The sequence below is a fragment of the Rhizobium sp. BT-226 genome (assembly GCF_025847085.2).
Classification (GTDB): Bacteria; Pseudomonadota; Alphaproteobacteria; order Rhizobiales; family Rhizobiaceae; genus Rhizobium; species Rhizobium sophorae.
The window spans coordinates 75,846-94,556 of the sequence record NZ_JAOYTI010000006.1; the positions used below are offsets into that span (position 1 = coordinate 75,846).

The 18,711-nt window shown below is 61.6% G+C and carries 17 protein-coding genes; 12 read left to right on the plus strand and 5 right to left on the minus strand.

Features of this window, described 5'->3' with window-relative positions; translation table 11 throughout:
* Positions 1–159 precede the first annotated feature (159 nt).
* A complete protein-coding gene (xylA, locus tag OIU37_RS29610; RefSeq protein WP_138390603.1) occupies positions 160–1,470 on the plus strand; it encodes a xylose isomerase in 1,311 nt (436 codons plus the stop codon).
* Between the two features lie 81 nt (positions 1,471–1,551).
* On the opposite strand, the gene OIU37_RS29615 is transcribed toward xylA, so the two are convergent.
* The gene (locus OIU37_RS29615; RefSeq protein ID WP_138333254.1) at positions 1,552–2,583 is read right to left on the minus strand and encodes a LacI family DNA-binding transcriptional regulator; all 1,032 of its coding nucleotides are present in this window, start codon (positions 2,581–2,583) and stop codon (positions 1,552–1,554) included.
* A gap of 170 nt (positions 2,584–2,753) precedes the next feature.
* On the opposite strand from OIU37_RS29615, the gene OIU37_RS29620 reads away from it, so the two are divergent.
* The 5 genes from OIU37_RS29620 to OIU37_RS29640 all read left to right on the plus strand — a co-directional run bounded on the left by OIU37_RS29620 (position 2,754) and on the right by OIU37_RS29640 (position 9,119).
* On the plus strand, positions 2,754–4,280 hold the full coding sequence (locus tag OIU37_RS29620; protein ID WP_240604531.1) for a sugar ABC transporter ATP-binding protein: 1,527 nt from the start codon (positions 2,754–2,756) through the stop codon (positions 4,278–4,280).
* 75 nt (positions 4,281–4,355) lie between these two features.
* Entirely contained in the window at positions 4,356–5,360 is a 1,005-nt protein-coding gene (locus OIU37_RS29625; RefSeq protein WP_182209171.1) for an ABC transporter permease, read from the plus strand.
* Positions 5,361–5,475: 115 nt separating this feature from the next.
* Entirely contained in the window at positions 5,476–6,423 is a 948-nt protein-coding gene (locus tag OIU37_RS29630) for a substrate-binding domain-containing protein (RefSeq protein WP_182209172.1), read from the plus strand.
* 251 nt (positions 6,424–6,674) lie between these two features.
* The gene (locus OIU37_RS29635; RefSeq protein ID WP_029871833.1) at positions 6,675–7,730 is read left to right on the plus strand and encodes a sugar phosphate isomerase/epimerase; all 1,056 of its coding nucleotides are present in this window, start codon (positions 6,675–6,677) and stop codon (positions 7,728–7,730) included.
* 201 nt (positions 7,731–7,931) lie between these two features.
* Positions 7,932–9,119, plus strand: coding sequence for a Gfo/Idh/MocA family protein (locus OIU37_RS29640; RefSeq protein WP_264259490.1), 1,188 nt, complete (start codon positions 7,932–7,934; stop codon positions 9,117–9,119).
* A 91-nt stretch (positions 9,120–9,210) separates the two neighbouring features.
* On the opposite strand, the gene OIU37_RS29645 is transcribed toward OIU37_RS29640, so the two are convergent.
* Positions 9,211–9,615, minus strand: coding sequence for a DoxX family protein (locus OIU37_RS29645; protein WP_171605464.1), 405 nt, complete (start codon positions 9,613–9,615; stop codon positions 9,211–9,213).
* Between the two features lie 316 nt (positions 9,616–9,931).
* Between OIU37_RS29645 and OIU37_RS29650 the strand changes: the two genes are divergently transcribed.
* Entirely contained in the window at positions 9,932–11,305 is a 1,374-nt protein-coding gene (locus OIU37_RS29650) for a GH1 family beta-glucosidase (protein WP_264259491.1), read from the plus strand.
* A gap of 216 nt (positions 11,306–11,521) precedes the next feature.
* Entirely contained in the window at positions 11,522–13,735 is a 2,214-nt protein-coding gene (locus OIU37_RS29655; RefSeq protein ID WP_264259493.1) for a bifunctional diguanylate cyclase/phosphodiesterase, read from the plus strand.
* Positions 13,736–13,753: 18 nt separating this feature from the next.
* Here the strand turns inward: OIU37_RS29655 and OIU37_RS29660 are convergent, their stop codons facing one another.
* The 3 genes from OIU37_RS29660 to OIU37_RS29670 form a co-directional block, all read right to left on the minus strand.
* Positions 13,754–14,683 (minus strand): rhodanese-related sulfurtransferase, encoded by a 930-nt coding sequence (locus tag OIU37_RS29660; protein WP_171605467.1) that lies wholly within the window; start codon positions 14,681–14,683, stop codon positions 13,754–13,756.
* 61 nt (positions 14,684–14,744) lie between these two features.
* Entirely contained in the window at positions 14,745–15,653 is a 909-nt protein-coding gene (locus OIU37_RS29665; protein WP_240604525.1) for a CHAD domain-containing protein, read from the minus strand.
* Positions 15,631–16,119, minus strand: coding sequence for a CYTH domain-containing protein (locus tag OIU37_RS29670; RefSeq protein ID WP_003543008.1), 489 nt, complete (start codon positions 16,117–16,119; stop codon positions 15,631–15,633). Before OIU37_RS29670 ends, OIU37_RS29665 begins: the two co-directional genes overlap by 23 nt.
* Before the next feature lie 155 nt (positions 16,120–16,274).
* On the opposite strand from OIU37_RS29670, the gene OIU37_RS29675 reads away from it, so the two are divergent.
* The 4 genes from OIU37_RS29675 to OIU37_RS29690 all read left to right on the plus strand — a co-directional run bounded on the left by OIU37_RS29675 (position 16,275) and on the right by OIU37_RS29690 (position 18,707).
* The gene (locus OIU37_RS29675; RefSeq protein ID WP_264259497.1) at positions 16,275–16,913 is read left to right on the plus strand and encodes a 2-dehydro-3-deoxy-phosphogluconate aldolase; all 639 of its coding nucleotides are present in this window, start codon (positions 16,275–16,277) and stop codon (positions 16,911–16,913) included.
* A 111-nt stretch (positions 16,914–17,024) separates the two neighbouring features.
* On the plus strand, positions 17,025–17,744 hold the full coding sequence (locus OIU37_RS29680) for a tellurite resistance TerB family protein (protein WP_171377087.1): 720 nt from the start codon (positions 17,025–17,027) through the stop codon (positions 17,742–17,744).
* 64 nt (positions 17,745–17,808) lie between these two features.
* On the plus strand, positions 17,809–18,504 hold the full coding sequence (locus OIU37_RS29685) for a GNAT family N-acetyltransferase (RefSeq protein WP_264259498.1): 696 nt from the start codon (positions 17,809–17,811) through the stop codon (positions 18,502–18,504).
* A complete protein-coding gene (locus OIU37_RS29690; RefSeq protein ID WP_264259499.1) occupies positions 18,501–18,707 on the plus strand; it encodes a hypothetical protein in 207 nt (68 codons plus the stop codon). Before OIU37_RS29685 ends, OIU37_RS29690 begins: the two co-directional genes overlap by 4 nt.
* Positions 18,708–18,711 lie beyond the last annotated feature (4 nt).

Consider the following 18,711-nt stretch of genomic DNA (forward strand, 5'->3'; position numbering starts at 1 on the left):
CCTTCGGGCCACCTTCTCCCCGAGGGGAGAAGGGGAAAGAAGCGCCGCAGCGAGTCTCTTCTCCCGTCGGGGAGAAGGTGCCGGCAGGCGGATGAGGGGGCCTCTGGCGCAGACAAGAATTCGGAACTGCAAACAGATACAAACCCAAGGAGAACCAACATGAGCACCGGATTTTTCGGCGATATCCAGAAAGTGAAATACGAAGGCCCCGACAGCACCAATCCGCTGGCCTTCCGCCATTACCAGCCGGACGAGATCGTCATGGGCAAGCGCATGGAAGACCATCTGCGCTTTGCCGTGGCCTATTGGCACACCTTCACCTGGCCGGGCGGCGATCCCTTCGGCGGTCAGACCTTCCTGCGTCCCTGGTTCGAGGACACGATGAAGGCTGCCAAGCTCAAGGCCGACGTCGCCTTCGAATTCTTCTCGCTGCTCGGCTCGCCCTATTACTGCTTCCATGACGCCGACGTGCGTCCGGAAGGCAAGAACTTTGCCGAAAACACCAAAAACCTCAACGAGATCGTCGATTATTTCGCCGAGAAGCAGGCCGCAACCGGCACCAAGCTGCTCTGGGGCACGGCGAACCTCTTCTCGCATCGCCGCTATATGTCGGGTGCAGCCACCAATCCGGATCCGGATGTCTTTGCTTTCGCTGCTGCGACGGTCAAGACCTGCATAGACGCCACGCAGAAGCTCGGCGGCGAGAACTACGTGCTTTGGGGCGGCCGCGAAGGTTACGAGACGTTGCTCAACACCGATATCGGCCGTGAGCTCGACCAGCTCGGCCGCTTCCTCAACCTCGTTGTCGAATACAAGCACAAGATCGGCTACAAGGGCACGATCCTGATCGAGCCGAAGCCGCAGGAGCCGACCAAGCACCAGTATGATTACGACGTCGCGACCGTCTATGGTTTCCTCAAGAAGCACGGTCTTGAAAACGAGGTGAAGCTCAATATCGAGCAGGGCCACGCGATCCTTGCCGGCCACTCCTTCGAGCACGAGCTGGCGCTTGCCAATGCGCTCGGCATCTTCGGCTCGATCGACATGAACCGCAACGACTACCAGTCCGGCTGGGATACCGACCAGTTCCCGAACAATGTTCCCGAAATGGCGCTCGCCTACTACCATGTTCTGGCTGGTGGCGGCTTCAAGACCGGCGGCACCAACTTCGACTCGAAGCTGCGCCGCCAGTCTCTCGACCCGGCGGATCTGCTGATCGGCCATATCGGCGGCATGGATTGCTGCGCTCGCGGCCTGAAGGCCGCCGCCAAGATGATCGAGGACAAGGCTCTGTCGCAGCCGCTCGCCGATCGTTATGCCGGCTGGGATTCGGCTGAAAGTCAGAAGCTCTTCCGCGGCGAATATTCGCTGGACGAGATCGCCCATTGGGTCGAGAGCAAGGACGTCAACCCGCAGCCAAGATCGGGCAAGCAGGAACTGCTCGAGAACGTCGTCAACCGCTACGTCTGACGATCAGCGCCGGCGGCCATTGGTCGCCGGCGCAACCCTCTCCGGCCGGGCGACGGCGCAAAACCTTCAGCCTCTATTGGTTTACCGTTTCGACCAGTTGCGCGACGGCGCCGAGACGGAGTTTCGAACCACCAGATCCGGGCGCAGCAGGATTTCCGTTTCGGTCGGCCGGCCATCGGACAGAAGTTCCAGCAGCAGCGCCATTGCCTGCTTGCCGATTGCCGTTCTCGGCTGGCGGATCGTGGTCAGCGGTGGGGATATAAAGACGGCCTGCGGCACGTCGTCGAAACCGGTCACCGAGAAATCCCGCGGAATGTCGTAGCCTCGCGCGCCGAGCCCGACCATGACGCCGATCGCCGTCTGGTCGTTGACGCACATGAAGGCGGTTGGAAGCGTGTCGCGCATGAAAAGCTGTTCGACCGCATGCCGCCCGCTTTCGATCGTCCCGTCGCCTTCCAGCACGATCCTGTTGTCGGGCGGGATGCCGGCAGCATCGAGACCGGCATCGTAACCCATACGGCGCCTGGTATAGGCAAGCCGGGTGCGCGAATCGCCGATGAAGGCGATCTTGCGATGCCCTTCGGCCAGCAGCAGGTCCACCGCTTTGCGAGCGCCCTCGGTATCGTCGACGCCGACATAGGGAATGCCGCCGTTGAAGACGGGCTCGAAAACGCCGACGCTCGGCGGCAGCCGCGCGGTCATCGTCTGATGCCCGAAGGGCAGGATGCCGGTGAAGAGGATCAGCCCGGCAGCCTGGTTGGAATTTAGGAATTTCAGATATTCGAGACCGCGCTGGGCGTCGTTCTGCGTGTGGCCGATCAGGATGCCGTAGCCGTGCGCGCGCGCTTCGTTCTCCAGCCCGACGAGAATGTTGGAGAAATTGGGATCGCCGATATCGGGCGCCACGACAAGGATCATGTTGGAGCGGCCGAGCCTCAGGCTGCGCGCCATGGCATTGGTCGTATAGCCGGTGATGGCGATCGCCTGGTTGACCTTGAGGCGCGTGGAGTTGGCGACCTTTTCCGGCATGTGGATTGCCCGGGAAACCGTCGCGATGGAGACCTCGGCGATCCGGGCGACGTCTTCGATGGTTGCGGGCGTGGAATTCGACACTGAGCTCTGCCTTGGGCTGTCTTCGCCGCGACACTACACAGACTTGTCGAGAGGTCAAAGGCGGGCTTCAACTGATCTGTGTAAATCAACGATGTAAACCTTTACATGATGTATGTAAAGGTTTACATAAGGCGCCAAAGCGGACGGGGAGCCGCTTTGGGGAGGGCCAGATGACCGTGGAAACCGCCGACACCGCACCCGTGGTGCTGTCCGCCAGGCGCATATGCAAATCCTTCAGTGGAGTGCAGGTCCTCTTCAGCGTGAACTTCGATCTCCGCGCCGGCGAAATCCATGCACTCATGGGTGAAAACGGCGCCGGCAAGTCCACGCTTGTCAAGGTTTTGTCCGGTTTCGAACAGCCGAGTTCCGGGGAAATCCTGCTCGACGGCAAGCCCGTCGTCCTGCCGCCCAACGGCGCCGCCGAGGCACTCGGCATCGTCATCATTCACCAGGAATTCAACCTCGCCGACCATCTGACCGTGACGGAGAGCCTCTTCCTCGGGCGCGAAGTGACGCGTTTCGGTGTGCTTGACCGCAAATATATGCGGTCGGAGACCCGCAAGGTTCTCGACGTGCTCGGTTCGCATGTCGATGAGAATGCGCTGATCAGCACGCTTTCCATCGCCGACAAGCAGATGGTCGAAATCGCCAAGGCAATCAGCCGCGACGCGCGGGTGGTGTTCATGGACGAGCCGACCGCCGTGTTGTCGCGGGAAGAGACCAGTATGCTCTTCAAGCAGGTTCGCAAGCTGCGCGACCAGGGTACCAGCTTCGTCTTCGTGTCCCACAAGCTCGACGAGGTGATGGAGTTGACCGACCGCGTCACCGTGCTGCGTGATGGCCAGTGGATCAAGACATCGCCGACATCCATTCTGGACGGGGAATCGATCGCGCAGCTGATGGTCGGTCGCGAACTTTCCAGCCTCTATCCCGCCAAGGTCGAGCCTGATGTCGACGAGGAAATCGTCCTCAGCGTCGCCTCGGTGTCGACGGGCTATGTGAAGGATGCCAGCTTCGAGGTGCGCAAGGGCGAGATCATCGGTTTTTCAGGCATGATCGGCTCTGGTCGCACCGAGCTGATGGAAGCGATCGCCGGGTTGCGGACCCGCCTCGAGGGCGAGGTGATCATCAAGGGGGAAACGGTTCCCTCCGGCGACGTGCATGCCGCCAATCGCTGCGGGCTCGCCTATATGACCAAGGACCGCAAGTCGAAAGGCCTGCTGCTGCGTTCCGGCATGGTGACCAATCTGACACTGCAATCGCTCGGAAGGCATGCTCGTCACGGCTATCTCAGCCCGGGCAGCGAGGCGGCCGCAATGGCAAAGGCCAAGCGCCGCTTCGACATCAGGGTTCGTGACGGCAATATCGTCGCCGGCCGCATGTCGGGCGGGAACCAGCAGAAGCTGCTGCTTGCCAAGGTCATGGAGACCGAGCCGCAGATCATCATCATCGACGAGCCGACGCGCGGCATCGATGTCGGCACCAAGCAGCAGATCTATCATTTCATCTCGGCACTCGCCCGAGACGGCCGGTCGATCATCGTCGTGTCGTCGGAGATGCCGGAGGTCATCGGCCTCTGCACCAGAGTGGCGGTGATGCGGGAAGGGCGCATCGTCGGCGTGCTCGAGGGCGACGAGATTTCCGAGCAGGAGATCATGCGTTACGCCGCCGGGCTCAAGAAGAAGGCGGCCGCCTGAGGGCTGAAGCAGGCTTCGCCGATCAGGCGACACATAGATGCCCAGAAAATATGGGGCGGGAGGTTGATTTTGGAAATGAGTGTCAACGAGGAGACCAGGGAAATCCGGCGCCGATCTTGGCGGGATGTCGACCTGCGTGCGGTCGCGCCTTTTGTCGCCCTGGCACTGCTCCTGATCGTCGGAGCCCTGGTCAATCCTAATTTCATCGGCATCACCAACCTTGCCAATGTCGCGACACGCAGCGCCTTCATCGCCATCATCGCGGTCGGTGCGACCTTCGTGATATCTGCAGGCGATCTCGACCTGTCGGTGGGCTCGATGGTGGCCTTCGTCGCCAGCCTGATGATCCTGCTGATGAATTCGGGCGCCATCGAAAACCCGGCCCTGATGCTGACGGTCGCGGTCGTCTTCACCATGGTCGCTGGTGCACTCTGCGGCTTGGCGAACGGCCTGATCACGACAGTCGGCAGGATCGAGCCCTTCATTGCGACGCTCGGCACGATGGGCATCTATCGCGGCCTGACGACATGGCTGTCGCAAGGCGGCGCGATCACGCTTCGCTCCGCCGATATCCAGACGCTCTATCGTCCGGCTTATTTCGGCAATATCGCTGGCGTGCCGGTGCCGATCGCGGTGATTTTGGCGGTGACGGCGGTTGCGGCCTTCATCCTCTATCGCACCCGCTACGGGCGCCATGTGGTCGCGGTCGGATCGAACAGCGATGTCGCCCGCTATTCGGGCATCGCGGTCAATCGCGTTAGGACGATCGCCTTCGTCATCCAGGGGCTGTGCGTCGCCATTGCCGTGCTGCTCTATGTTCCCCGTCTCGGCTCGACGTCGGCGACGACGGGCATCCTGTGGGAGCTGCAGGCGATCACGGCCGTCGTCGTCGGCGGTACGGCGCTGAAGGGCGGCGCGGGCAGGGTCTGGGGCACGATCTGCGGCGCCTTCATTCTCGAACTGGTCGGCAACATCATGCTGCTTTCGAATTTCATCAGCGAGTATCTGATCGGCGCCATCCAGGGTGCGATCATCATCATCGCCATGTTCGTCCAGCGCTCGCTGGTACGCAAATCATGAGTTGGCAAATCATGAGTTGACCGGGCTTGCAATCGGCCTGGGTTACAATTGATCGGGCTTACAGGGCGTCCGGTCCCGATATGGAAAGTCCCTGAATTTATTGGGAGGAAATAGAATGCGTAAATTGATATTTGGCCTGGCGGTTGCGGCGGTGACGTTCGCCGGCGCCGCTCACGCCGAGGACAAGAAATTCACGATCGGCGTATCCATTCCGGCCGCCGACCACGGGTGGACTTCGGGCGTGGTGTTCCATGCCGAACGTGTCGCCAAGCTGCTGATGGCCGAACATCCCGGTCTCAACGTCATCGTCAAGACCTCGCCGGACGCTGCAAGCCAGGCCAACGCGGTGCAGGATCTCGATACGCAGGGTATCGACGCCCTCGTCATCCTGCCGTCGGATCCTGACCCGCTCGTCAACGCCATCAAGGAAGTCAAGGGTAAGGGCAAGTTCGTCGCCCTCGTCGACCGTGCGCCGAGCAACAACGACAATTCCGTGCGTGACCTCTATGTCGCCGGCAACAACCCGGCTCTCGGCGAAGTCGCCGGCAAGTACATCAAGGACACGACGCCGGACGCCGAGGTGGTCATCATCCGCGGTCTGCCGATCCCGATCGACCAGCAGCGCCAGGACGGCTTCGACAAGGGCATTGCCGGCTCGAACGTCAAGGTTCTCGACCGCCAGTACGGCAACTGGAACCGCGACGACGCCTTCAAGGTCATGCAGGACTACCTGACCAAGTACCAAAAGATCGACGTCGTATGGTGCCAGGATGACGACATGGCCGTCGGCGTTCTGCAGGCGATCGAGCAGGCCAAGCGCACCGACATCAAATATGTCGTCGCCGGTGCCGGCTCCAAGGACATGGTCAAGAAGGTCATGGACGGCGACAAGCTGATCCCGGTCGACGTTCTCTATCCGCCGGCAATGGTCGGCACGGCGATGGAGCTGACAGCGGCGGCACTTTACGATCAGGTCCCGGTTCATGGCAGCTACATTCTCGATGCGACGCTCGTCACCAAGGAGAATGCCAAGGACTTCTATTTCCCGGATTCGCCGTTCTGATCCATCGACTTGAGACATGCGCCCATTCGAAAGGATGGGCGCATTTTTTATGCTTCCATACAGTGGCTGGCCGAAAATGCTGCACGTACCTCTTGCCCGCCAGAGCCCATCATGATTAGCTCGCAGCCATATCGCATCTGGCCTCGCGCCAAATCATGAGCCAAGGGCGGAGGAGGCGCCTTGCTCCCGCCCAACAGCGTGCTACAACATCTCAGAAACGTTTACGGTCGATATTCAGGGAGGAATCTGACATGAAGACGATCAAGGGCCCCGGCCTTTTCCTTGGCCAGTTCGCGGGCGATACTGCTCCTTTCAACTCTTGGGACGCGATCACCAAATGGGCGGCCGACATCGGCTACAAGGGCGTCCAGGTGCCGACCTGGGCCAGCCAGCTGATCGATCTGAAGAAGGCTGCCACGTCCAAGGCCTATTGCGACGAATTCGCCGGCAAGGCTCGCGAAAACGGCATCGAGATCACCGAACTCTCCACTCACTTGCAAGGCCAACTCGTCGCCGTTCACCCGGCCTATGACGAAGCCTTCGACGGGTTTGCTGCACCGGAGGTGCGCGGCAATCCGAAGGCGCGTCAGGAATGGGCGGTCGAGCAGGTCAAGATGGCGCTGACGGCATCCAAAAACCTCGGGCTTACGGCGCATGCGACCTTCTCCGGCGCGCTTGCCTGGCCCTTCATCTATCCCTGGCCGCAGCGTCCTGCCGGCTTGGTCGAGACTGCCTTCGACGAACTCGCCCGTCGCTGGACGCCGATCCTCAATCATGCGGACGAGAACGGCATCGATGTCTGCTACGAGATCCACCCGGGCGAGGACCTGCATGACGGCATCACCTTCGAGATGTTCCTGGAGCGCGTGAAGAACCATCCGCGCGCCAACATGCTCTACGATCCCTCGCACTACGTCCTGCAGTGCCTCGATTATCTCGACAACATCGACATTTACAAGGACCGCATCAAGATGTTCCACGTCAAGGATGCGGAGTTCAATCCGACCGGGCGCCAGGGCGTCTACGGTGGCTATCAGGGCTGGGTGGAACGCGCCGGCCGGTTCCGTTCGCTCGGCGACGGCCAGGTCGATTTCGGCGCGGTGTTCTCGAAGATGACGGCGAATAATTTCGACGGCTGGGCCGTGGTCGAATGGGAATGCGCGCTGAAGCATCCGGAAGACGGCGCCCGCGAAGGGGCCGAATTCGTTGCCGCCCATATCATCCGCGTCACCGAGAAAGCCTTCGACGATTTCGCCGGCAGCGGCACGGACCAGGCGGCGAACCGGCGGATGCTGGGGCTTTCTTAACAGCACACACCGGTTGGTGGCTCTTGCCCCTCACCCTAACCCTCTCCCCGTAAAAGACGGGGAGAGGGGACGTGCCTTGCGAGAGCGAGCGGGGAACGGAGAGGGTGCGACACAGTCCCTTCGCCCCGTTTACGGGGAGAAGGTGGCGGCAGCCGGATGAGGGGCATGCGTCCGCACCAAGTTTAATTTCAGGAGGAATCAATGGCAATCGAAGCATCATCCGAACAGACCCGCGAGCCGCGCATCCGGCTCGGCATGGTGGGCGGCGGCGCGGGCGCTTTTATCGGCGCGGTGCACCGTATCGCGGCCCGCATCGACGATCAGTACGATCTCATCGCCGGCGCACTGTCGGCTTCGCCCGAAAAGGCGATCGCATCCGGCCGCGACCTCGGCCTCGATCCGTCGCGGACCTATTCCAGCTATCGCGAGATGGCAATCCGCGAGGCGAAGCTGAAGAACGGCATCGAAGCGGTGGCGATCGTCACGCCGAACCATGTTCACTACGATGCAGCCAAGGAATTCCTGAAGCGCGGCATCCATGTCATCTGCGACAAGCCGCTGACATCCAACCTTGCCGATGCGAAGAAGCTGAAGAAGATCGCCGACGAGAGCGGCGCGCTCTTCGTGCTGACGCATAATTACACCGGTTATCCGATGGTCCGCCAGGCGCGGGAGATGATCGCGAACGGCGAACTCGGCGACATTCGCGTCGTCCAGGCCGAATATCCGCAGGACTGGCTGACGGAAGCGGTCGAACAAACCGGCCAGAAACAGGCCGCCTGGCGCACCGATCCGGCGCAGTCCGGCGTCGGCGGCTCGACCGGCGATATCGGCACGCATGCCTATAATCTCGCCGCCTTTATCACCGGTCTCGAGCTCGATAGCCTCGCCGCCGACCTCGACAGTTTCGTTCCGGGCCGCCGGCTGGACGACAACGCGCATGTCATGCTGCGCTTCAAGGCGAAGGGCTCGGAGAAGCCGGCCAAGGGCATGCTCTGGTGCAGCCAGGTGGCACCCGGCCATGAAAACGGCCTGATGGTCCGCGTCTACGGCACCAAGGGCGGGCTGGAATGGACCCAGAAGGACCCGAACTACTTGTGGTACACGCCTTTCGGTGAGCCGAAGCGGCTGATCACCCGGGGCGGCGCCGGTTCAGGGGCGGCTGCCGGCCGTGTCACGCGCGTGCCATCAGGGCACCCGGAAGGGTATCTCGAAGCCTTTGCGACGATCTATACGGAAGCTGCGCATGCGATCAATGCGCGCAAGAAGGGCAAGGCCGTCGACAAGGCAGTGGTCTACCCCATCGTCGATGACGGCGTGAAGGGTGTGGCTTTCGTCGAAGCCTGCGTCGCGTCTTCGAAGAAGAATGGCGCCTGGGTCAAGCTCTGAATTTAATGATCCGCGTCATTGGCGTCGCCCAATGAAAAACGCCGAGGCGGCCTCGTCTGCAGTCGCCTCGGCGTTTTTGTTTTATTTCTGATCAGGCCGCTGCAGTGCGGCCACGCTTCAGAAAGTTATCGACGCTCAACGGTCCGGCACCTGCCGCCACCAGATAAAGAAACACGAAGCAGAACAGGATCGCCGCAACGCCGCCGTTCTGGGCGGGATAGATGCCCTTCGACGCATGCCCGATGAAATAGGCGAAGGCCATCAGGCCCGAGAGCACGAAGGCTGCGATACGGGTCTGGAATCCCACCAGGACGAGGAAGCCGAGCGTGAGTTCGATAAGCCCAGCAACCCAGGAAAGCGAGCCGACGGGCGGCACGCTTGCCGCAACCGGAAAATGCAAAATCTTCTGCGTTCCGTAGCTGAAAAGCACAAGCGACGAGACAATGCGCAGCAAGCTCAGCAGATGGGGCTGCAGCAGATGGATCGAAGACAGCATTGGATTCCTTTCATATTTGTGATGCCATTTCCGTGTAAAGGTCGTGGTCCCAACAGCAAGTCACGACTGCTGACATTGCCGTTATGAGTTGGGGAGGGTGGAGAAGCAGGCGTTTCCTGCAACGTTGCAGTTTTTCTCGACGCCGACCTGTACTTTGCCTTCACGCTTGGCTAAATCCCGGCAAACGGCCTCAACCTAGAGCATTTCCGTTTTTCTTCGAGTCACGGAAATGCTCTATCTCTTTGTTTTCACGCAATTCCGGACGGAAAACCGCTTCGCACTTTTCCTGGAATTGCTCTAGAGATAGGATTTACAGATGATCGATCCGAAGAAACTCGCAGAGCGCTTTCCCGGCGACTTCACCTTCGGCGTCGCCACCGCCGCCTTCCAGATCGAGGGCGCCAGCAAGGCCGATGGCCGCAAGCCATCCATCTGGGATGCTTTCTGCAATATGCCCGGCCGTGTCCATAATCGCGATAACGGCGATATCGCCTGCGATCACTACAATCGGCTGGAGCAGGACCTCGATCTCATCAAGGAGATGGGTGTCGAAGCCTACCGGTTCTCAATTGCCTGGCCGCGCATCATCCCCGACGGTACCGGTCCGGTGAACGAGGCCGGCCTCGATTTCTACGACCGGCTCGTCGACGGCTGCAAGGCGCGCGGCATCAAGACCTTCGCAACGCTCTACCACTGGGACCTGCCTCTGCTGCTCGCCGGCGAGGGTGGCTGGACCGCGCGTTCGACTGCCTATGCGTTTCAGCGCTATGCCAAGACGGTGATGAACCGCCTTGGCGATCGCCTCGACCGGGTCGCGACCTTCAACGAACCCTGGTGCATTGTCTGGCTCAGCCACCTCTATGGCATCCATGCTCCGGGCGAGCGCAGCATGCAGGCCGCCCTTCACGCCATGCACTATATGAACCTTGCCCACGGCCTCGGCGTCGAGGCGATCCGCTCGGAAGCCCCCAACGTGCCGGTCGGGATTGTGCTCAACGCCGCCTCGATCATTCCCGGCTCCGACAGCCCGGCCGATCTTGCCGCCGGCGAGCGGGCGCATCAGTTCCACAACGGCGCTTTCTTCGATCCGGTCTTCAAGGGCGAATATCCGAAGGAATTCGTCGAGGCGCTCGGCGACCGCATGCCCGTCATCGAGGATGGCGACCTGAAGCTCATCAGCCAGAAACTCGATTGGTGGGGCCTGAACTATTATAAGCCCGAGCGGGTCACCGACGATGCCGAACGCAAGGGCGATTTCCCCTGGACGGTGGAAGCGCCGCCGGCAAGCGACGTCAAGACCGATATCGGCTGGGAAATCTATGCGCCGGGCCTGAAGCTCTCGGTCGAGGACCTCTACCGCCGCTACGAACTGCCGGAATGCTACATCACCGAGAACGGCGCCTGCGACAACACCGATGTCGTCGACGGCGAGGTCGACGATACGATGCGCCTCGATTATATCGGCGATCACCTCGATGTCGTGGCCAACCTCATCAAGGACGGCTATCCCTTGCGCGGCTATTTCGCCTGGAGCCTGATGGACAATTTCGAATGGGCGGAAGGCTACCGCATGCGCTTCGGTCTCGTCCATGTCGACTATGAAACCCAGCTGCGCACGGTGAAGAAGAGCGGCAAGTGGTATCGCCAACTCGCGGCGCAATTTCCTAAGGGCAATCACAAGGCGGTTTAGCGCAGCTGCCCCAGCCACTTGAGAGAGGCACGACGCTTATTCGCGCGCCATCCGGGCGCGGACTTCCGGGCGGCATGGCAAGCCGACGCTGCTTGCCATCATTTTCGCGACGACCGGCGACAGGCATAAAAATAGATGACGAGAGGCCTGCAACAGGCGGTTGCTTAAACGTTTTTGAACCCTTGACTGGCAAAGTCCAACGGTCAGGGAGTCATAATGCGGACAGCCGGAAAGTCGCAGAGCAAGGGATCGGGAATAGGCCGTCACATCACCGTCACGGGCGTGCTTTTCTCCTTCGCGGTCATCGTCGCAGTCGCCACCATCATGGTGCTGACGGCGCTCGAACGCGTGGCCGAAAATTCCAATGTTCTCGATGACGAGCGCTCGCGCGAAACGACGATCGGCGCGTTGAAGACCTTCGAGGACCAGCTCGGCGCGACGCTCGACGATTACGCCGCCTGGGACGACGCCGCCGTCAACGTCTACGCAGCCGACGGTATGGCCTGGACGGTGAGCAACTACGGCGAGATGTCGGTTAACAGTTCGCTTTTCGACATGGCAATCGTCATCGATGGCGAGAAGAAGGCGATCATGGCCTATCGCGACGGCAAACCGATGGAGGAGCCGCTTACGGATTTCTTCGCGCCTTCGCTCTGGACCCTCTTCGACACGGTGAGGGCGGCCGGGCCGGCCGATCGTCCTCAGGCAATCGGTTTCGTCACCACCAAACGGGGCATTGCCGCCGTCGGTGTGGCATTGGTGCGGAAAAAGTCCGGGGCGCTGGATGTGCCCGCCGGCCAGCACCGCTATCTCGTTTTCGCCCGTCATCTCGATGACGACAGGGTGACCGCTCTCGGCCAGACCTATGTCATCGGCGGGCTGAGGCTGGCGCCGCCGAGTTTTGCGGCCGACTATCTCGTGCCGATCGTCGATCCGACAGGGGCAACGCTTGGCAAGCTCGTCTGGATCTCGCGTTCACCCGGCGATATCGGCTATGCACAGGTGCGGCCGATGGTCATCCAGGCGCTCGGCCTCGTCGGATTGTTCTTCGTGGTGCTGCTGGTCATCGGCTGGCTTGCCGGACGACGCCTGAAGGCGGAGGAAAACAGCGCTCGCGAGGAGGCGCTGCGCGACAGGCTGAGCGGTCTTTCGAATCGCGACGGTCTCGGGCTCGCCGTCGATCGTTTTGTCGCCGAGGCACGCCAGACCAAGCGCAACGTGCTGCTCCTCTATCTCGACCTCGATGGCTTCAAGGAAGTCAATGACAGCTATGGCCACGGCACCGGCGACCAGCTGATCCGTGCGGTCGCGGCTGGGCTCGAGGTGCTTATTCCGCAGGGTGCCGTTCTCGCCCGCATCGGCGGCGATGAATTTGCGATCGCCTTTCTCTCCGACAGTGAGAATGCCGCCGCCCTGCAGCTTGCCGAGCAGATCCTCGATTTTCTTGTCGAGCCGCTGGAGATCGGTCGCCGTGTCGTCGTCGTCGGGGCAAGCATCGGCATTGCCATGTCGCCTTCCGGGACGGTCGGGCGCGAGGAGCTGGTGCGCCGTTCCGACCTTGCCATGTACAAGGCGAAGGAGGCCGGCCGCGCGCGCATGACGCTCTACGATCCGTCGATGGACGCCGATCGAGAGCAGCGCAATGCACTGGAGCTCGATCTTAGGATCGCTATCGAAAGCGGCGACCTGACGCTCGCCTACCAGCCGCTGATCGATGCGGCGACGCATGCGATGACGGGTGTCGAGGCGCTGGTGCGCTGGAACCGTCCAGGCCATGGTCCTGTTTCGCCCGAGCTGTTCATCCCAATCGCCGAGACCAGCGGCCTGATCGAATCGCTCGGCCTGTTCGTGCTGCGCAAGGCCTGTGAGACGGCCAAGCAATGGCCGGAACTGAACGTCTCGGTCAACGTCTCGCCCGGCCAGTTCCGCAATCCCGCCTTTACCGACTATGTGCGTTACGTGCTGAAGCAGACGGAGATCGAGGCCGGCCGCATCACGCTTGAGATCACCGAAGGCTACATGATCCAGAATCCGCAGCGCACCCGCCAGTCGATCGAACGGTTGAAGGCGCTGGGGGTCAAAGTGGCGCTCGACGATTTCGGTTCCGGCTTCTCCTCGATCGGTTACCTCAGGCAGTTCGGCTTCGACCGCATCAAGATCGACCGCTCGCTGGTCATGGGTGTCAACGACAAACGCCAGCGCGAGATGCTGCAGGCGACGGTGGCGCTTGCCCGCTCGCTCGACATTCCGGTGACGGCCGAAGGCATCGAGACCGAGGAGCAGGCGACAGCCATGCGCCTCTTCGGCTGCGACTGCCTGCAGGGCTATTTGTTCGGAAAGCCTGTGGCATCAGACCTTATCACCGAGATGTTGAACGAGCGACGTGCAGCGGAGCCGGAAGCTCGGCGCCGCATCCAGGCGGCAGGCTGATCCAATCAGAATCCCGGCTCAGCTGCCGATATGTCGCTGACCGCGCTTCTTCGCCAGTGCGATCTGGTGCTGACGCTGACGGTAGCGCAGCCGGTCTTTCTCCGTGCGCGTGTGGTAGCAGTGGCTACAGGAAACGCCTTCCTCGTAGAGCGGTGACGTAATTTCCTCGGCAGTGATCGGGTTGCGGCAGGCGTGGCAGAGCCGGTGTTCGCCTTCCTTCAAACCGTGCTCGACGGACACGCGCTCGTCGAAGACGAAGCAGGCGCCATCCCAGAGGCTTTCCTCCTGCGGCACTTCCTCCAGATATTTCAGGATGCCGCCCTTCAGATGATAGACCTCATCGAAGCCCTCAGCCTTCATGAAGGCGGTGGCCTTCTCGCAGCGTATGCCGCCGGTGCAGTACATGGCGATCTTCGGCTTGTTGTGCAGACCGGGATTCTGACGCACCCATTCCGGAAACTCTCGGAAGCTCTTGGTCTTCGGGTCGAGCGCGCCGCGAAAGGTTCCGATCGCCGTCTCGTAGTCGTTGCGGGTGTCGATGACGATGGTGTCGGGATCGGAAACCAGAGTGTTCCAGTCCTTGGCCGCCACATAGGTGCCGACCACCTTGTTGGGGTCGATATCTTCGACACCCATAGTGACGATTTCCTTCTTCAGCTTCACCTTCATGCGCAGGAAGGGCATTTTCGAGGCGCGGCTTTCCTTGTGCTCCAGGCTCGAAAATTCCGGCTGGGCGCGCAGGAAGGAAAGCACGGCGTGAATGCCGGCATCCGGGCCTGCAATCGTGCCGTTGATGCCTTCATGCGCCAGAAGCAGCGTGCCCTTGACGCCGTTCTCCTCGCAAAGCGTCTGCAGCGGCGCCTGCAGGTCGGCAAAGCGCGGCACGGAAACGAAATGGTAGAGTGCGGCCACGAGGAACGGGCTGGTGTGTGTCAGGCTGTCGGTCATAGGCCGGAAATACAGAAAATCGGCGAGCCGCGCAATTGCCTTCGCCAGCGGCGACCTTCTCTCAGTTTCCAGCCATCAACCAGAGAAGCTCGATGCGCTGGGCTTCCTCGTCGGCATCATCAGCGAAGACGGCTTCGGCTTTGACCAACGCTTGCCGCCGGTCTTCCTGCTGGCGGAAGATGATGATGTCGAGCAGATGCGCCAGGTCGTCATTGCGGGTGAAGAGCTGCGGTTCGGCTTCGACCAGTTCGGAGAGCACGGTGAGATCGTGGATGTGGCCGAGATCCTCAACGAGTTCCTTGGCGGCATCGCGCTTCGCCTTCATTGCGCCCGGCCAGACGTCGCGCAAAAGGGCATGGTAGAGCCGATAGTCGTAGGTGCGTTTGCGCAGATCGTGGAAATCGTCGGCCGATGCCTCGCCATGGCAAGCCGCAAGCGCGGTCTTGGCCTTCCGCGCCGTGCGTCGCCAGCTCTTCGCCAGCATGCGGGCATTCTTGCGGTGGCCGCCATCAAAGGAAACGGCATCCAGGGCGGCGATCGCCTCCTTCAGAACGTCGGAGGTTTCCGTCAGCCGCTGTTCCAAGCCGCTTTCGGCTTCCGCCATCCAGTCACGACGCCCTTCGAGAATGGTGACGATGCGGCCGAGCGCTTCGCTCTCCTCTTTCCCGCGAGCTGCATGCTGCAGATATTGGGCGGTGCCGATGAGGGCGGCAGCGTCGCGGATCGCCGAAAGCGAGCGTGCGGCATCGCGCAGCCTTGTATTTTCCTGGGCCCGAAAATCCGGCACATCGCGGGCCACGAGGCGGTAGAGCGAGCGTAGTCGCTTCAGGTTCTTGCGGAAGGAATGGATCGCCTCATGGGCGCCGTCCGGGCGCTCCTCGAGAACTGTGACGGCGCGTTCCAGCTGCTCCGTCGCGACACTGCGGAATGACTCGGTGAAATCGGCGTCAGGCCGAATGCGATAGGCCATGCCTGTCGTGCCCGTATTCTGTGGCAAGGGCCTGGTTGGAATAGCGGAAATCGCCGGTCACTTCGCGGCCGAGCCAGGTAGGCAAGGCCGGATCATCGGTTTCCGCCGTCATTTCCACCTCGGCAATCACCAGTCCGCGATGTTCGCCGGTAAAGACGTCGACTTCCCAGACAAAATCCTCATGCGGAACGCGATAGCGCGTCTTCTCGATGACGACGCCGATCGCGTTCTGCAACAGCTCTTCGGCATCGGCGATCGGGATGTCGTATTCGAATTCGTCACGGGTGATGGTGCTTCGGCCGATCTTGATCGTCAGTTTCGCCTTCCTGCCGTCGAGGATGCGCACCCGGACGGAACGGTCGTCCATCGAGGCAATGTAACCCTGCCTGAAGACAGACTTCGTCTCGACGGCGGAACGCCATCCATCGCTGCGTACCAGAAACTTCCGCTCGATCTCTTTCGCCATACCGGTGAACCTTTTGTGACGATTACGGCACGGTAGCCCAATTTCCACGCATTTCATACCCTTCTCCTCACGCGGTCCGGTTTTATCTCGACAAGGTTCCGTGGGGGCGTTATTCGGGGACCGAATTCAATCGTTTCAAGGAGGGTCGCGCGACCATGGGCGAAAAAACAGAGAAGCTCCTTTCCATCCTGAAACTCCAGCCTGTCGTTCCGGTCTTGATCGTCGACGATGCGAAGACGGCGGTGCCGCTGGCCCGCGCGCTCGTCGCGGGCGGCCTGAAGGCGATCGAGATCACCATGCGCACGCCGGCGGCGCTCGAGGCCGTGCGCGCCGTCGCCGCAGAGGTCGAGGGCGCCGAAGTCGGCGCCGGCACGATCCTCAATGTCGCCCATTGGGCAGCCGCCGTCGAGGCCGGTTCGAAGTTCATCGTCAGCCCGGGCACGACGCAGGAACTGCTCGATGCCGCTGCCGATTCCGACGTGCCGTTGCTTCCGGGGGCTGCGACCGCCAGCGAAGTCATGGCGCTGCGCGAAGAAGGCTACCAGGTGCTGAAATTCTTCCCGGCGGAGCAGGCCGGCGGCGCCGCCTATCTCAAGGCGCTGTCCTCGCCGCTTGCCGGCACGTTGTTCTGCCCGACCGGCAGTATTTCGCTGAAGAATGCCAATGATTACCTCTCGCTGCCGAACGTCGTCTGCGTCGGCGGCTCGTGGGTGGCGCCCAAGGAACTGGTCGCGGCCGGCGACTGGGCGGGCATTACCAAGCTCGCGGCAGAGGCGGCGGCGCTGAATGCCTGAGTTTAGGCAGGGGTGTGTCGGCCTTCGGCCACAATCCCCACCCCTCAATTTGTATTTCACCCGTCGCAAACCTATGTACTCCTCCAGCTTCAAACAGGGAGATGACGAGGAATGTTCGACGCAAAGAAGCTTCTCGACCAGTTCTTGGGTTCGCAGGTGCCGGGTCTCGGCGGTTCGGTCCGCGACAGGGCGGGCGATGCCGTTCAAACGGCGAAGAACAATCCGATGAAGACCGGTGCGATCGCGGCCGCGCTTCTCGGCACCAAGACGGGCCGCAGTATTGCCGGCAATGCGCTGGCGATCGGCGGTCTTGCCGCCATCGCGGGTCTCGGCTACCAAGCCTACAAGAATTACCAGGCCGGGCAGGCGCCAGCGGCTCCCTCGGACGCGCCCTCGGCCAATAATCCAGTTCTCCTGCCGCCGCCTGTCGAATCCGGTTTCGGGCCGACCTCACCTGCCGGCAGCAATGAATTCGTGCTGGTGCTGATCCGCGCGATGATCGCCGCCGCCAAGGCCGACGGCCATATCGACGATGCCGAACGCGCCCTCATCATGGAAAAGGTCAAGGCCGCCGACGTCAGCGGCGAGGCTGCGGCCTTCATCGAGCGTGAACTCGCCTCACCGACGGATATCGATGCGCTCGTCAAAGCGGCGGTGACGGAAGAACAGCGCGTCGAGCTCTACACCGCCTCGCGGCTCACCATCGAGCCGGATTCGCGCGCCGAGCGTGGTTATCTCGACCTGCTTGCCGGCCGCCTCGGCCTTGCCGACCAGTTGGTCGACCATATCGAGGCGACGGTGTCCTCCGCCAAGGTGACCTTGTCACAGTGACATCTAGGCCGGTTGCCTTTGTCGGGCGGCTGGCCTATCCACTCTTCCGAAAAGGGGAGTGAACATGCGCGATCTTGCAAATTTCAAGGGCTGCCCGGCGCCGAAGCCGGTCACGCTGAAGGGCCGTTTCGTTACCGTCGAGCCCTATCGGCGCGCGGAACATCTCGAAGCGCTGTGGGACGGGCTCGGCGGGATGGGCATCAACCCGCTGCTTCTCTATTTCGCGCAGGATGATTTCTCCGGTATCGACGATTTCGCCAACTGGCTGGAAACCGTTAATACCAAGTCCGGCTGGCTCACTCATATCTTCCGTGACAATGCCACCGGCAAGATTGTCGGCATGGCGAATTACATGCGCGCCGACCCGGCAAACGGCGTCGTCGAGATCGGCGGGGTGGCGCACGGCACCGAGATGAAGCGTTCGCCGCTGTCGACCGAGGCGCATTATCTGATGGCCAAGCACGTCTTCGAGGATCTCGGCTACCGCCGCTACGAATGGAAATGCGACAATAAGAACGAGGCGAGCAAGACGACGGCCGCGCGTTACGGCTTCAGCTTCGAAGGCGTCTTCCGCCAGCACATGATCTCCAAGCATCGCAACCGCGACACCGCCTGGTTCTCGATGATCGATGCCGAATGGCCGTTGATCAACGATGCCTTCGAGGCCTGGCTTTCGCCTGAGAATTTCGACGCCGCCGGCAACCAGATCCGCCGCCTGCAGGATATCCGCGCCGATCTCGACAAGGAAAGGCTCGTATGAGCCCGGAAAGCCGCTCGCAGGCGACCGCCGCCGGCATCATCCTGCTTGGTGCCGCCTTGGTCATCTATTTCCTGCCGACCATCGTGCTGTGGATCGGCAATTTCTCGCCGACGCTGGCGATTGCCGTCGGCGTCTGCCTGATCATGGCGTTCTTCGCGGTGTTCTGGCTGCGGGCGCGCTATCAACGCGGCAGAGGGAAATAGGGCT

Bases quoted from the DNA above. Each gene is read 5' to 3' on its own strand.
- OIU37_RS29680 (WP_171377087.1), top strand. From the start codon at position 17,025: ATGTTCGACGCAAAGAAGCTTCTCGACCAGTTCTTGGGTTCGCAGGTG.
- OIU37_RS29655 (WP_264259493.1), top strand. From the start codon at position 11,522: ATGCGGACAGCCGGAAAGTCGCAGAGCAAGGGATCGGGAATAGGCCGT.
- OIU37_RS29670 (WP_003543008.1), bottom strand. From the start codon at position 16,119: ATGGCGAAAGAGATCGAGCGGAAGTTTCTGGTACGCAGCGATGGATGG.
- OIU37_RS29650 (WP_264259491.1), top strand. From the start codon at position 9,932: ATGATCGATCCGAAGAAACTCGCAGAGCGCTTTCCCGGCGACTTCACC.
- OIU37_RS29685 (WP_264259498.1), top strand. From the start codon at position 17,809: ATGCGCGATCTTGCAAATTTCAAGGGCTGCCCGGCGCCGAAGCCGGTC.
- OIU37_RS29630 (WP_182209172.1), top strand. From the start codon at position 5,476: ATGCGTAAATTGATATTTGGCCTGGCGGTTGCGGCGGTGACGTTCGCC.
- OIU37_RS29665 (WP_240604525.1), bottom strand. From the start codon at position 15,653: ATGGCCTATCGCATTCGGCCTGACGCCGATTTCACCGAGTCATTCCGC.
- OIU37_RS29625 (WP_182209171.1), top strand. From the start codon at position 4,356: ATGAGTGTCAACGAGGAGACCAGGGAAATCCGGCGCCGATCTTGGCGG.
- xylA (WP_138390603.1), top strand. From the start codon at position 160: ATGAGCACCGGATTTTTCGGCGATATCCAGAAAGTGAAATACGAAGGC.
- OIU37_RS29690 (WP_264259499.1), top strand. From the start codon at position 18,501: ATGAGCCCGGAAAGCCGCTCGCAGGCGACCGCCGCCGGCATCATCCTG.
- OIU37_RS29620 (WP_240604531.1), top strand. From the start codon at position 2,754: ATGACCGTGGAAACCGCCGACACCGCACCCGTGGTGCTGTCCGCCAGG.
- OIU37_RS29660 (WP_171605467.1), bottom strand. From the start codon at position 14,683: ATGACCGACAGCCTGACACACACCAGCCCGTTCCTCGTGGCCGCACTC.
- OIU37_RS29640 (WP_264259490.1), top strand. From the start codon at position 7,932: ATGGCAATCGAAGCATCATCCGAACAGACCCGCGAGCCGCGCATCCGG.
- OIU37_RS29635 (WP_029871833.1), top strand. From the start codon at position 6,675: ATGAAGACGATCAAGGGCCCCGGCCTTTTCCTTGGCCAGTTCGCGGGC.
- OIU37_RS29675 (WP_264259497.1), top strand. From the start codon at position 16,275: ATGGGCGAAAAAACAGAGAAGCTCCTTTCCATCCTGAAACTCCAGCCT.
- OIU37_RS29645 (WP_171605464.1), bottom strand. From the start codon at position 9,615: ATGCTGTCTTCGATCCATCTGCTGCAGCCCCATCTGCTGAGCTTGCTG.